Annotated in this window: 14 protein-coding genes; 5 read left to right on the top strand and 9 right to left on the bottom strand. The window is 47.9% G+C overall.

The window, feature by feature from the left end:
• Window positions 1–44 precede the first annotated feature (44 nt).
• From thiI to dtd, 4 genes are all read left to right on the top strand, one after another.
• A complete protein-coding gene (gene thiI, locus JQX58_RS14420; RefSeq protein ID WP_204147555.1) occupies window positions 45–1,496 on the top strand; it encodes a tRNA uracil 4-sulfurtransferase ThiI in 1,452 nt (483 codons plus the stop codon).
• A gap of 165 nt (window positions 1,497–1,661) precedes the next feature.
• Window positions 1,662–3,248 carry a methyl-accepting chemotaxis protein gene (locus tag JQX58_RS14415; RefSeq protein ID WP_204147554.1) on the top strand — a complete coding sequence of 529 codons (1,587 nt, stop codon included), beginning with the start codon at window positions 1,662–1,664 and terminating at the stop codon, window positions 3,246–3,248.
• Between the two features lie 196 nt (window positions 3,249–3,444).
• Window positions 3,445–5,262: a translational GTPase TypA gene (gene typA / locus JQX58_RS14410; protein WP_204147553.1), complete on the top strand. Its 1,818-nt coding sequence runs from the start codon at window positions 3,445–3,447 to the stop codon at window positions 5,260–5,262.
• Between the two features lie 125 nt (window positions 5,263–5,387).
• Window positions 5,388–5,822, top strand: a complete 435-nt coding sequence (gene dtd / locus JQX58_RS14405; RefSeq protein ID WP_204147552.1) for a D-aminoacyl-tRNA deacylase — start codon at window positions 5,388–5,390, stop codon at window positions 5,820–5,822.
• 97 nt (window positions 5,823–5,919) lie between these two features.
• Here dtd and tatC read toward each other — a convergent pair whose 3' ends face one another.
• The 9 genes from tatC to JQX58_RS14360 form a co-directional block, all read right to left on the bottom strand.
• Window positions 5,920–6,681, bottom strand: a complete 762-nt coding sequence (tatC, locus tag JQX58_RS14400; RefSeq protein WP_204147551.1) for a twin-arginine translocase subunit TatC — start codon at window positions 6,679–6,681, stop codon at window positions 5,920–5,922.
• 21 nt (window positions 6,682–6,702) lie between these two features.
• On the bottom strand, window positions 6,703–7,074 hold the full coding sequence (gene tatB, locus JQX58_RS14395) for a Sec-independent protein translocase protein TatB (RefSeq protein WP_204147550.1): 372 nt from the start codon (window positions 7,072–7,074) through the stop codon (window positions 6,703–6,705).
• Window positions 7,075–7,077: 3 nt separating this feature from the next.
• Entirely contained in the window at window positions 7,078–7,290 is a 213-nt protein-coding gene (gene tatA / locus JQX58_RS14390) for a twin-arginine translocase TatA/TatE family subunit (RefSeq protein ID WP_204147549.1), read from the bottom strand.
• Between the two features lie 10 nt (window positions 7,291–7,300).
• A complete protein-coding gene (locus JQX58_RS14385) occupies window positions 7,301–7,633 on the bottom strand; it encodes a phosphoribosyl-ATP diphosphatase (RefSeq protein ID WP_204147548.1) in 333 nt (110 codons plus the stop codon).
• A gap of 16 nt (window positions 7,634–7,649) precedes the next feature.
• A complete protein-coding gene (gene ubiB, locus JQX58_RS14380) occupies window positions 7,650–9,293 on the bottom strand; it encodes a ubiquinone biosynthesis regulatory protein kinase UbiB (protein WP_204147547.1) in 1,644 nt (547 codons plus the stop codon).
• 2 nt (window positions 9,294–9,295) lie between these two features.
• Window positions 9,296–10,048, bottom strand: a complete 753-nt coding sequence (ubiE, locus tag JQX58_RS14375; protein ID WP_239090372.1) for a bifunctional demethylmenaquinone methyltransferase/2-methoxy-6-polyprenyl-1,4-benzoquinol methylase UbiE — start codon at window positions 10,046–10,048, stop codon at window positions 9,296–9,298.
• Between the two features lie 100 nt (window positions 10,049–10,148).
• Window positions 10,149–11,669 carry a GGDEF domain-containing protein gene (locus tag JQX58_RS14370; RefSeq protein ID WP_204147546.1) on the bottom strand — a complete coding sequence of 507 codons (1,521 nt, stop codon included), beginning with the start codon at window positions 11,667–11,669 and terminating at the stop codon, window positions 10,149–10,151.
• Window positions 11,670–11,691: 22 nt separating this feature from the next.
• Window positions 11,692–12,318 carry a thiol:disulfide interchange protein DsbA/DsbL gene (locus JQX58_RS14365; RefSeq protein ID WP_204147545.1) on the bottom strand — a complete coding sequence of 209 codons (627 nt, stop codon included), beginning with the start codon at window positions 12,316–12,318 and terminating at the stop codon, window positions 11,692–11,694.
• Between the two features lie 165 nt (window positions 12,319–12,483).
• The gene (locus JQX58_RS14360; RefSeq protein ID WP_204147544.1) at window positions 12,484–13,086 is read right to left on the bottom strand and encodes a c-type cytochrome; all 603 of its coding nucleotides are present in this window, start codon (window positions 13,084–13,086) and stop codon (window positions 12,484–12,486) included.
• Window positions 13,087–13,283: 197 nt separating this feature from the next.
• On the opposite strand from JQX58_RS14360, the gene yihA reads away from it, so the two are divergent.
• Window positions 13,284–13,922 (top strand): ribosome biogenesis GTP-binding protein YihA/YsxC, encoded by a 639-nt coding sequence (gene yihA, locus JQX58_RS14355; protein WP_204147543.1) that lies wholly within the window; start codon window positions 13,284–13,286, stop codon window positions 13,920–13,922.
• Window positions 13,923–13,976: the final 54 nt, after the last annotated feature.

Genomic DNA, 13,976 nt, shown 5'->3' with positions numbered 1-13,976 from the left:
ACTGTGCGCCCTTTCAAGTCACCTGTACGAAAAATACGCACCCAATGAAATTTATTGTTAAGTTCTTCCCTGAGATTACCATCAAGAGCCGCCCTGTACGCAAAGGCTTCGTTAAACAATTACGCCAAAATATTCGCTTAGTATTACGCGATCATGATGAAAATGTGACCGTCGCGGGTAATTGGGACTTTATCGAAGTCCTATCTGAGCGCGATGATCTGCGGGCGGAGTTTATCGAGTCATTGTCTTGTATTACCGGTATTGCCCATTTCCAATACGTGCGCGAGTTCGCGTTGACGGATTTAGATGGCATTGTGGATGAGGCTGTGAAGTCTTATGGGGATGCTCTTAAGGATGCGATCTTCGCGGTGCGTGTAAAGCGAGTCGGTAATCATGACTTTACCTCGGTTGAAGCAGAGCGCCATATTGGCGGTTCACTTAAAGCCCGTTGTGGTGCCTTAGCGGTGCGCCTGAAAAACCCAGAAGTATTAGTGCCGATCGATATTCGTGACAATCGTGTGTGGATGATTGAGCAACGCATTGAAGGGCTGGGTGGTTACCCATTAGGTTCGCAAGATTCAGTATTGTCTTTGATTTCAGGTGGTTATGACTCTACCGTGAGTTCCTTCTTAACCATGAGTCGTGGTCTGAAAACCCACTACTGCTTCTTTAACTTAGGCGGCGATGCCCATGAAATTGGTGTGAAGCAAGTATCTCATTTCTTATGGGAAAAGTACGGCTCAAAGCTAGGTGTGAAGTTCATTACTATTCCTTTTGAAGAGGTTGTTGGTGAAATTCTTAACAACGTCGATAACTCTGAAATGGGTGTGGTGCTAAAACGAATGATGTTACGTGCGGCCTCGCAAGTGATGGAAGGCGTCAGTGCCAAAGCCTTGGTGACCGGTGAAAGCGTGGCTCAAGTATCGAGCCAGACACTGGTTAACTTAAAAGTCATCGATCAAGTAACGGATGAGTTGGTGTTGCGCCCATTGGTAACAATGAATAAGCAAGAGATTATTGATAAAGCCAAAGAAATCGGCACAGCGCCGTTTGCGGCAAGCATGCCGGAGTTTTGTGGTGTGATCTCGGTGAAGCCAACCACGCGCGCCAAAATGCATCGTGTAGAGCGTGAGGAGTCGCGCTTTGATTTTGATGTATTAGAGCGTGCGGTTAATAGTGCTCAGGTCATGTCGATTCAGGATGTGGTAGCCGATGTAGAAAAGCAATACCAAGGCGAAGTGTCTATCGTGCGTATGCCGGTAGCGGATGAAATCATCATTGATATTCGCCATCCTGATGAAGCGGAGCGTAAGCCGATTAAAGTGGCGGGGCGCCAAGTTATTAATATTCCTTTCTTTACTTTGGGCACCAAATGGCCGGAATTAGATCAGGACGCCCAGTATTTACTGTACTGTGGTAAAGGGGTAATGAGTCGTATCCATGCTTCACATTTGATGTCGAAAGGGTATGCAAATGTAGGCGTTTACTTACCGTAACACTTTTTACAAAAGTTAACGTTTATATTGGTAATGTAATGAAATGTATCTAAAAGCCGTTTTGTAAGATTGGTTGATTATTAGGCAATTGATCTAGGTCAAAAAAGCCTAGTTTGTGCGCGATAGAATCTTGCCCTCACTTTCTCAACTATTGAGGGCAAGGACATGACATATACACAACAAGGAACCGAGCGGTTACTGGATAAGCATTCCAATATCTTATCTCTTACCCAGCTCGACAGTACAATTACCTATGTCAATCAAGAATTTGAAAACATCAGCGGTTATGAGTCAGAAGAGCTGCTTGATCATTACCATAATGTAATCCGCCATCCAGATATGCCGAAACTTGCGTTTCAAGATATGTGGCAGCATCTTGAGTCGGGGCAGTCGTGGATGGGGATTGTTAAAAATAACTGCAAGGATGGCAGTCATTATTGGGTTGATGCTTACGCTAGTCCGATCAAAAAAGACGGTAAAACCGTTGAATACCAATCTGTGCGCCGCGCGCCCGAGCCAGAAGTTAAAGCTCGCGCTCAAGCGCTCTATGACAGTATGCAGTCGAGTTCCAAACCGCACAGCAAACTGCCCCAAGCGCCTCGCTTGTCCTTCCTTCAAAAACAATGTCTTACGACCACGCTTATGGGGTTTCTGTCCGTACTGAGCATAACTGCCTTGCCAGCTTCTATGGCGATGCTCACTAATGGTGCACTGTTTGCCGTGTTGCTGTTATTGACCTGGTTTAACTATCGTCCCCTTAATGAAGCGGTGCGTCGTGCGCGAACCATTTCTGATTCCGCGCTGGCCGCCTATGTTTATACAGGACGTACCGATGAAGCTGGGATTATACGCTTAGCGTTTACGCGCTTGCGTGGTGAGACCGCTGCGGTACTTGGGCGGATCACAAACTTTTCCGAAATGCTGCGTGCGAAACAGAAGCATGTACACGATAGCGTGTTGGCCGGCGAGCAATCGCTGCATGGTTTGTCACAAGATTTTAGCTCCATCGAGCAAGCGACAGATGAAATGGTATCCGCGGTCGAGCAAGTCAGCCAAGCAACCCACGATGGCACCAAGGTTACCAAGCAAGCATCTGATGCGATGCAAGAGGGGCAAGAGGCCATCGCGACGGCACGCTCGAGTATGGACTCGGTACGCAATCACATTAAAGAAGCCAATCAAGAGTTGGCGAAGCTTAAAGAAGACAGTGCCGCAATCAGCTCCGTGGTAGAAGTGATTCAAGAAGTTGCCGAACAAACCAATTTATTGGCGCTTAATGCTGCTATCGAGGCGGCGCGAGCAGGTGAGCAAGGGCGTGGTTTTGCGGTAGTAGCAGACGAGGTACGTAGCTTGGCAACACGTACTTATCAATCGACGGAAGATATTATCAGTGCGATTGAGCGCGTTCAGATCGGTTCGAATAATGCCTATGGCAAGATGGAAATGGCCGTGGCAGCGGTTGAAGACAGCCATCAGCAGTCGATTAACGTCGATCATTCTGTTGCTAAGGTGCGTGAGGGGCTTAATCAAATCCATGAAAATGCCTTACAGACTGCTGCTGCGATGACTCAGCAAAGCGAGTCGGTACAGCAAATTAATAAGCGTATTGCCAGTGCGGTGACGGTCACCTCGACGATCGTCGAAACCTGTCGCGAGAATTCTAAAGCGTGTGATGAGATGAGTGTGCTATCGGAAAAGATGCGTGGATTGGCAACACAGTTTTGGACGCAAGTAACGGCACCGAAAAGCTAATTTCTAAAGCAATTTTTGGACCTGACTGCAGCACTTTTTTTGTATTTTTTGTGGATCTTAATAGGAAGTTCACAAAGATAAAGGTACAATTGCGCGAATTTTACTCCGAATGCAGAGCAAGAAGACTGACAGCATTCTGCTATCCCGCTTTGTCTGGGCGCTCTCATTCCCTGTCGCTAAATGCAGAGAAATATTAATGTCTATTGATATCAGTAAGTTACGTAACGTTGCCATCATCGCGCACGTTGACCATGGTAAAACAACGCTTGTTGACCAGCTACTAAGCCAGTCAGGCACGCTAGATCGTAAAGAGCTAGGCTCTGAGCGTATCATGGACTCAAACGACCAAGAGAAAGAGCGTGGTATTACCATCCTAGCGAAAAACACCGCTATTAAATGGAATGACTACCGCATCAACATCGTGGACACCCCTGGACACGCCGACTTCGGTGGTGAAGTAGAGCGTGTAATGTCGATGGTTGACTCTGTATTGCTATTGGTTGACGCAGTGGACGGCCCAATGCCGCAAACTCGCTTCGTAACGTCTAAAGCATTCGAGCGTGGCCTTAAGCCAATCGTTGTTATCAACAAGATTGATCGTCCTGGCTCACGTCCTGACTGGGTAATGGATCAAGTATTTGACCTGTTTGACTCTCTTGGTGCGACAGAAGAGCAGTTGGACTTCCCTGTGATCTACGCTTCAGCTCTTAACGGCTTATCTGGTAACGATCCAGAAGCGCTAGAAGACAGCATGGAACCACTATACCAAATGATCGTCGACAACGTGCCTGTGCCAGAAGTTGACCCAGAAGCACCGTTCCAAATGCAGGTTTCTGCCTTAGACTACGACAGCTACGTAGGCGTTATCGGTATCGGCCGTATCACGCGTGGTACTTTGTCACCAAACCAGCAAGTTGTGATCAAATCACGTGATGGTAAAGAGCGTAAGGGTCGTATCCTAAACGTTAAGGGCTACCATGGCCTACAACGTGTGGACACAGAGCAAGCGGCAGCGGGTGATATCGTATGTATTACAGGTATCGATGGTCTAGCGATCTCTGACACGCTATGTAACCCTGATTGTGTTGAAGCGCTACCAACGCTAACCGTTGATGAGCCAACAGTAAGCATGACATTCATGGTGAACGACTCACCATTTGCTGGTAAAGAAGGTAAGTTCGTTACTTCTCGTAACATTAAAGACCGTCTAGACCAAGAGCTTATCCACAACGTAGCACTTCGTGTAGTGCAAGGTGATTCTCCTGACAAATTCATCGTATCAGGCCGTGGTGAGCTGCACTTATCGGTATTGATCGAAAACATGCGTCGTGAAGGTTTTGAGCTAGGTGTATCTCGTCCTGAAGTAGTTCAGAAAGAAATTGATGGCGTTATCCAAGAGCCTTACGAGCAAGTGGTTATTGACGTAGAAGAGCAGCACCAAGGTGCGATCATGGAAGAGCTAGGCTTGCGTAAAGCTGAGCTAACTAACATGGAGCCAGACGGTAAAGGTCGTGTACGTCTTGAGTTCATCGTGCCTTCTCGTGGCTTGATCGGTTTCCGTGGTCTATTCCTAACGCTGACGTCTGGTTCAGGTATCATGACTTCTATCTTCGACCACTACGGTCCAGTGAAAGAAGGTGATATGTCTGGTCGTCAAAACGGTGTATTGATCAGTATGGTGAAAGGTAAGACATTGTCTTACGGCCTATTCAACCTTCAAGATCGTGGTCGTCTATTTAAAGGTCACGGCGAAGAAGTATACGAAGGTCAAATCATCGGTCTGCACTCACGTGCTAACGACCTAACGGTTAACCCGACGAAAGCGAAACAGCTGACCAACGTACGTGCTTCTGGTACGGACGAAGCGTTGACACTAACGCCACCTGTTCGCCACACACTTGAGCAAGCGCTTGAGTTTATCGAAGACGATGAGCTGGTAGAAGTAACACCAGAGAGCATCCGTCTACGTAAGAAATTGTTGACTGAAAACGAGCGTAAACGCGCAGGTCGCTAATACGTTATCGAGCAGCAGCAAATAGACCGCAAGGTCTTGAGCGGAATGAAAGCGCCTTCGGGCGCTTTTATTTTGTCTGTGATTTGTGTAGAACAGTCTGCGCATGAAGTAATAGGAGTGAACAGATGAAAGTCTTAGTACAGCGATCATTAGCCGCCAAAGTCGAAGTGGACGGCGAAGTAGTCGGTGCCATTGATCATGGGCAGATGGTGCTAGTGGGCATTGAGCGTGGCGACACGGAAGCGGATACCCAGCGTCTAGCAGACAAGCTACTAAAGTACCGTATGTTCAGTGACGAAGATGGCAAGATGAACCTAAACGTACAGCAAGTAGGCGGCGGTGTTTTGCTGGTGTCTCAGTTCACCTTGGCGGCGGAAACGAAAAAAGGCCTGCGTCCAGGCTTCTCAAGTGCGGCAGTGCCTGCTGAAGGGGAGCGCTTGTTTAATGATTTTGTGGCTAAGGTCAAAGCGCAATATGACAGAGTTGAGACAGGTCGCTTCGGTGCGGATATGCAGATTCAATTTACCAACGACGGCCCTGTGACCTTTATGTTGGACTAATACTCTGGGGGCGGTTTCTGTGGGATATTTCGCTCGGGAACCGAGCTCCTACAGGAGTATCACCTTGTAGGGCTGCGGCTTCCGAGGGAAAAGCCGATTAGGCGTTACTCGCCTCAGTTTCTTCTTCGTCTTCTGCTTCAACCGGCACTGTTCGGGCAGCCAGTAAGCCCACTTCAAACAATAGCCACATTGGAATCGCCAGTAGAGTCTGTGAAAAAATATCGGGTGGTGTGATCAGCATACCCACCACAAAACAGCCTAAGAAAACGTATGGGCGTTTTTTAGAAAGATTGGCCACCGTAGTGACGCCTGCTTTGACCAGCAAATAGGTGGCGACAGGAATCTCGAAGGTTACCCCAAAGGCAAAAAACAACTTCAATACAAAGTTGAGATAATGATTAATATCGGTCATTACCGTGACTTCGCCAGGTCCGACTGACGTGAAGAAGCCAAAGATCAACGGCAACACCACATAGTAGGCAAACGCGACACCGCAATAAAACAAAATCACGCTTGAGATCAGTAAGGGAATGGCGACTTTCTTTTCTTCTTTATAAAGTGCCGGTGCAATAAATGACCAGACTTGGAATAAGATATAAGGCACGGCAATCAAAAAGGCTAACGCAAACGTTAGCTTCAATGGGGCCAGGAATGGCGATGCGACTTCGGTCGCGATCAGTGAGCTGCCTTCAGGAAGTAGCGCTCTTAAGGGCTCAGAGATAAACAGATACAGTTCGTTGGCAAGCGTGTAAAGGCCGCCAAATATCAGCACTACAATCAGTACTGATTTTAATAAGCGATTGCGCAGTTCAACGAGATGCGCCACCAGTGGCGCTTGAGAAGATTCTTCTTGACTCATGTAGACCTATCCGAATACAGATTAAGTGCGAGACTGTGGGTGGTCGTTCGCCGTAGCGGAATCTTGCGTTGAACCACTCGAGTTAGCCTCATTTGACGGATCCGCTTGGGTATTCGTGCTTGAGGTCGCAGAGGTTTGAGTGGCCGCTTCTGCTGCTTGTTCAAACTTTGCGGTTTCACGCATGATGCGCTCATTGGTTTCTTTGATAGAGCGCTGTAGCTCTTCTTGGTCTAGTTGCGCGTTGATCTCACGCTGAACCGACTGAATGCTACGACGGATTTTACGAATCCATAAGCCAGCTGTTTTCGCTGCGGTAGGTAAACGCTCGGGGCCGAGTATTAACAAACCGACCACGAATACAACCAGCAATTCTGCAAAGCCAATGTCGAACACAGATTAGGCGCTCTTATCGTCTTTTTTAGGATCGTTTTCGATGGTCTTAGCTTGTTGCTGACCGTCTTTTTTGTCCTCTTCGTCGTTATTGACGGCTTCTTTAAATCCCTTCACAGCACCACCTAGATCAGAGCCTAGGCTTTTCAGTTTTTTGGTACCGAAGATTAAGATCAAGATCGCTAGGACGATTAATAATTGCCAAGGACTGACACCCATTGTAGTACTCCTACTTTGTACGGTTGGCCTTTTCTTCTAGGCCAGATAAATTAAAGCGACGTGCCAGCTCATCTAGGATGGCTTGAGGCTCAAGGTCTAGGTGAGACAGCATAACTAATGTGTGGAACCAAAGGTCTGCAGTTTCGTAGATAACGTCTTGCTTGTCACCAGAAATGACAGCATCTTTTGCGGCAATGATCGTCTCTACGCTTTCTTCACCGACTTTTTCAAGAATTTTGTTGAGGCCTTTTGCATGCAGGCTAGCAACGTATGAAGTATCGGCTGGCGCAGATTTGCGTTCTTCTAACGTAGTGGCAAGTTCTGCCAACACATCAATTTTCATTATAGTCTCTCTACTGTTACGGTTTTAATACTAGCAGGTAAATGCCGGCCAGAAATAGGACCAAGCTCAATATATCTGCTTTTGCCAAATGTTCTAGCGCAATAGAATCCGTGGTCAACCAAGCGCTGGCTAGGGCAAGTACCCCAAGCAGCTTGAAAGGCTGATTACGACGCGAACGGCGTAACTCTTTGCGCAATGATTCCAAGGCTTGGTTTTGCTCGCGCATGCGCTCTTCCTGATGTGACAGGTGCGTCATAGTGGAGAATACGAGATTTGGAATCTGCGGCAGTTGTCCAGCCCAATCTGGTGCTTGTTTTTTCACTTCTTCTAACAAGCGGCGCGGGCCGACTTGTTCGCTCATCCAGCGCTCAAGGAAGGGCTTGGCAGTCACCCAAAGATCTAAGTCTGGGTACAGCTGACGCCCTAGACCTTCGATGTTAAGCAGCGTTTTCTCAAGTAGCACTAACTGTGGTTGTACTTCCATATTGAAGCGGCGTGCCGTTTGGAACAGGCCAAGTAGGACTTGTCCAAACGAGATTTCTTTCAGCGGCTTGGCAAACATCGGCTCACAGACACTGCGAATCGCTGATTCAAACGCGTGCACGGGAGTGCCTTTTGGAACCCAGCCACTTTCCACATGCAGCTCAGCAACTTGACGGTAATCGCGTTTAAAAAACGCCAGTAGATTACGTGCCAAGTAGTTTTTATCGGCATCGTCTAGGCTACCCATGATGGCACAGTCGATGGCAATGTATTTGGGGCGCTCTGGGTCAGAAGGGTCGACAAAAATATTGCCAGGGTGCATATCCGCATGGAAAAAGCTGTGTGAAAAGACTTGGGTGAAGAAGATTTCCACTCCGCGTTCGGCCAACACTTTCATGTTTACACCCGCAGCATTCAAGGCGCTGATGTCGGCCACTGGAATGCCAGAAATACGCTCCATTACCATGACATGGCGACGGCTGTAGTCCCAGTAGATTTGCGGTACATATAGTAAATCTGAATCGGTGAAATTGCGCTGTAATAAGCCAGTATTGGCGGCTTCTTTAGCAAGATCGAGCTCATCTAGAATGGTGTATTCGTAATCTTTAACAACTTCCACAGGGCGCAGTCGGCGGCCATCGGCGCTGGTTTTAGCGACTAAGTGCGCTAGCATGTATAGCAAGCTGATGTCTTGGCGGATGGTTTTTTCGATATTCGGACGAATGACCTTTACTACGACAGCTTCACCGGTTTTTAGGGTAGCCGTATGAACTTGTGCGATCGATGCAGAGGCCAATGGCGTGCGGTCAAACTCGTCAAAAATATCGTCAACGCTTGCACCAAGGTCGCTTTCAATGATTTTGGTAGCGACCTCACCAGAGAAGGGCGGGACTTTGTCTTGTAGGCGCGCTAACTCATCAGCGATGTCGTCAGGTAATAAATCGCGGCGGGTAGACAGAATTTGTCCGAATTTAACGAATATTGGCCCGAGGGATTCTAAGGCTAAGCGCAGACGCTCACCGCGGTTGTGCATCGCACCTTTGCGGCCTAGCGATAACAGAATCCCGACAGTGTATTTGAGATACCAAGGCAATAGGTGGATGGGAATAAACACATCCAAGCGGTAGCGCAGCACAGTGGCTGCGATACGCAGAGAGCGGGTAGCGTTTTTCCACATGGTTAAAATTTGAATCCCTTATGTAGCGCGACGATGCCGCCAGTCATATTTTGGTAAGTAACGCGTTCAAAGCCTACCTCTTCCATCATGCCCTTCAGAGTTTCTTGATCTGGGTGCATGCGGATCGACTCTGCTAGGTAACGGTAGCTTTCGGCATCGTTGGCAATGACTTTGCCCATGAAGGGTAGTAAGCGGAACGAGTACTGGTCGTAAATTTGGCTAAGGCATTCGGTTTCTGGCTTAGAAAACTCTAGCACCAGCAAGCGGCCACCTGGTTTTAATACACGATTCATTGACGCTAGGGCCTTCGACTTGTCAGTGACGTTGCGTAGACCAAAAGCGATTGTAATGCAGTCAAAGGTATTGTCTGGAAAAGGCAGCTCTTCGGCATTGGCTTGAACATACTGCACATTGCCAACGATGCCATTATTGGCCAGCTTGTCGCGGCCCACTTTAAGCATAGAGTCATTGATGTCTGCTAACACTACTTGGCCTGAGGCACCAACAAGACGAGAGAACTTCATCGTTAAATCGCCAGTACCGCCAGCAATGTCGAGCACTTTTTGGCCCGCACGTACGCCAGATTGGCTAATGGTGTGGCGTTTCCATAGTCGGTGAATACCGCCCGACATTAGGTCATTCATAATGTCGTATTTGGCAGCGACTGAGTGGAAAACTTCTGCCACCGCTTCCACTTTTTTGTCAGCGGGAATTTCTTTAAATCCGAAATGTGTGGTGTTTTGATCGTCTTGCATAATCTCTTTCCTAATACACCTTTAGGTAGGCGATTGACTGGGATTCATTAGTTGCTCTTATTGTAACCGTGACTGTGCTCTGGTTGCACGATAAAGCCGACTAATTGTCACGAATAACCTGATTCCGGCCTTGTCCTTTGGCTTGGTAAAGATGCTTATCGGCTCGGCTAAATAGGTCGTCGTGAGATTCCACGTAATTAAATTGGGCGACACCAATGGATATTGACACAGAAATTGGCTCGCCATGAACGTTAAATGGTGTCTTTTCGACTGCTTGACGCACTCGCTCACAAATTGCATAAGCCTTTTCTAGATCGGTCATCGGGAAGACGATGACAAACTCTTCGCCGCCATAGCGGAACATGACATGTTCTTTTTTAAGCTCCGCCTGTATTTGGCGTGGAATCAGGCGCAGCACTTTGTCTCCCGCCAAGTGTCCCCAAGTGTCATTGATGTTTTTAAAGTGGTCGATATCGCACACGGCCACACACAAAGGTAATTGATTTTGTGCTGCCGAGGTCAGCAGTGGAAAGATGGTCTCTTGATAAGCGGCGCGGTTCGGTAGCCCTGTGAGTGAGTCGGCTAGAGCTTGAGCGGCTTTTTGTTGCATGTGTGTGCGCAGTGTAGCCGCATCGTGCTCCATTTTAGAGACTTTGTTTTTTAGGTGATGAATTGACTGCGCGGCTTGCTTTTCTTGCGCCAGCATTTTGCTCTGGTATTGCTTCATGGCTTCGGTGATGGTGTGCATGCGCTCATCAATTAAGCCTTTAAGTGAGTCCAGATTAGTAGCGTTACGTACGTCTGTGTGCGTATTGGTCACGTGGTCTTGCAGTGTTTCATTGAAGTCCTTGCGTGTACTGCTCATGCCGCGTTGCGCTTTGTAGTTGGTCACAATCGAGGCATTGATGCTGGCCAGCTGGTCATTCAATTGGTTTAGGTAGCTAGTGAGGTCGGCTTGGGTTTTACCCACTGCGACCATAATCAAGTTGATGACCTCATCGAGCAAAGCGGGTAAGTGATGTAAGTTGCTGTTGCCGGTTAGGGCTTGCTTAATATCCAGTATTTGCTCTTCGTAGGTATCCGGTAAGGCAATGTCCGAGAGCAATCCAGCCAGGGTGTGGCTGACATGAGCCATGATGTCGTTGTCAGAGGTGAGTGCGGGGCGCTCAGTTTTTTTGCCAAACAAACGTCCTAAAAACGAGGGTTTAGTGGAATTTGTGTCTTGGCTTAGGGTGCTATTAAGAAGTTCGACTGTTTGACCTAAAAGCGTGGGCCATTGGGAGATAGACTGCCAGTGACTACGGATATCGGCCTGTACTAACTTCTTGCGTTGCAGTGGTACTTGTTTGCCTGGAATTTGATCGAGAGAATCAAGTAGGTCAAACAGTTGATTACGAAACGCCTGCGCGTGGGCTAGGCGTTCGTCATCAAACTTTAGGACATAGGGTTCAATCGCTTGCAGGTCGCGCTGCAGCACTTGTGGGTCTTGAGTGCGTGCGACATTAGCACGCAGGCTTTGTAGCAAAGCATCCAGCTCAGGGTTATTACCTTCGGCCAAAATGCTGGTTCGCGAAATGGCTTTAAGTAGGGCTTGTATTAGCTGATCCTGAGCTGAGTCCATACTATATCCTGTTTATGTTTAGCTATTGATTTTGACGCTCTTGCTCAATCAGGTAATCAACAACGTCGTAGATACGATTATTGCCGCCAGCGGTTGAGGCTGTCACCAAGTATTTTCCGTTAACAATCAAACCTGGTACACCGCGTGCGCCATAAGCTCTAATTTTAGCATCTGCTTGAGACAAGCGGCTATTTACCGCAAAAGAGTTAAATTGTTTTTTAAACTCGTCTTCTGACACGCCGTAGTTACTAAAGAATTCGGCCAAGTCATCTTCATTATTTAAACGGCGACCTTCTTGATGAATCGCATGGAACAGATCGCTGTGTAATTGCTCTTCAACGCCTAGAATGTCCGCGACGTGAAACGCTTTAGCGTGCGCCAGCCAACCACGGCCAAATACGGCTGGCATGTATTTGAAGTCGACATCGTCAGCAAGGTCTTGCTTCCACGCTTGGGTCAAAGGCTCAAGCGCATTACAGTGTGGGCAGCCATACCAAAAGATCTCAACCACTTCGATTTTATCTGGATCGGCGGTGCGCACTGGATTTTTAATCGTGGTGTAACCATTGCCGTCACTGTACTCCTGCGCCCATGCAGAGGTGAGCGGTAGTAGTAAGGCAACGACAAACGCCGTAAGCAATTTCTTCATGTAATGCTCCTAGAATTAACGTTGTTAAATGCATCCAATTGCTGTGGATAGAGCTAGGATGCTGATACTTACGAAAAGTTCGTTTATTCCAGCAAGTTTACATCGCTCTGACAACCAAAAATCCCCCAGAAAGGGGGACTTGATCACAGAATGTGAGGTTTTTGCTTAGTGCAGACCTTGGATGTAGCTTGAAACCGCTTGGATTTCTTGGTCATTCATCTTAAAGGCAATGTTTTGCATAATTTTGGCGGTGTCGTTGCTGCGCTCGCCCGACTGGAACATTTTTAGTTGTGAAGCGGTGTAGTCTGCATGTTGTCCGCTTAAGCTTGGAAACGCCGCAGAGTTAAGGCCTTTACCCGCAGGGCCATGGCACGCAGTACAGGCAGGAACGCCCGTGGCTGGATTGCCGTCACGGTATAGGGCTTCACCTTGAGCCACAAGCTCAGGCGCAGCTTGACCAATGGCGGTGTTTTGGCTGGCAAAGTAAGCGGCAATGTCCGCTAGGTTTTGCTCAGATAGACCGTCGAGCATGCCAGTCATTTGCGCCACCGGGCGCACCCCAGCTTTGATTTCTGTCATCTGCTTAAGTAGGTAGGCTTCATTTTGCCCGGCAAGCTTAGGGAAGGTCGGCGCAAGGCTATTGCCATCTGCGCTATGACAAGCACTGCACACTGCGGTGAGTGGCTTACCTGCGTCTGGGTTTCCTTCAGCGTAGGCAACGGATGTTGCTCCGACTGTGACTAACAAACCGATAAGAACTTTTTTCATTCGCTGCCTCTGATGTGCTTGACCGAAGATAGTGAACTTCTTTTTTCTGGCATAAAAGATGTTCGTTTTCTGTTATGCTTACGGCTATGAAAAGAGGGCACAGCCAAATGTAGCCAGTAAGCTAGATGGCTCGCATTATATACAACTGTGCAAAAAACTATAACGCGATACAATTTCCCATTGACTGATATCAATCTATGACGCCATTCGACTCTATTTTCCAATCAGCTTACTTTATCAAAAGTGCTGAAAAGCTCTCTCAATGTCCTCTAGACCAAGGTTTGGAAGTGGCGTTCGCGGGGCGTTCCAATGCCGGCAAATCAACTGCGTTGAACACACTGGCAAACCAACGCAAGCTGGCGCGCACGTCTAAAACGCCAGGTCGCACGCAGCTGATCAACTGTTTCGGTCTAAACATTGAAGATCGTCGTCTTGTGGATTTGCCAGGTTACGGTTTTGCTAAAGTGCCTGTGGCCATGAAGCAAAACTGGCAAGCGCACATGCAAGATTACTTAATGAACCGTCGCTCATTGGCTGGTGTGGTGTTGGTGATGGATATTCGCCACCCGTTGAAAGAGTTCGATGAGATGATGCTGGAATGGGCGGCAAGCAATGGCGTTAAAGTCCACGCTTTGTTGACTAAGTCCGACAAGCTAAAGCGTGGTCCAGCTAAGTCCACCATGCTTAAAGTTAAACAGGAAATGGCCAAGCGCGGCGTAGAAGGTTCGGCGCAGACTTTTTCTGGCTTAAATAACGATGGAGTGGATGCTTTGCGCCTGCAATTAGCCGCTTGGCTTGAGCTTGATAATCCGGATGAGATTCCAGTGAATCTTTAGGTTGGCGATAGCATAAAAAAAGGGCTTCTTGTGAAGCCCTTTTTAGTTTAAAGA

It is taken from the genome of Marinomonas ostreistagni (genome assembly GCF_016888445.1).
GTDB lineage: Bacteria > Pseudomonadota > Gammaproteobacteria > Pseudomonadales > Marinomonadaceae > Marinomonas > Marinomonas ostreistagni.
The sequence above is the reverse complement of the archived record's forward strand: the minus strand, read 5'-3'. Positions and strand labels throughout refer to the sequence as shown.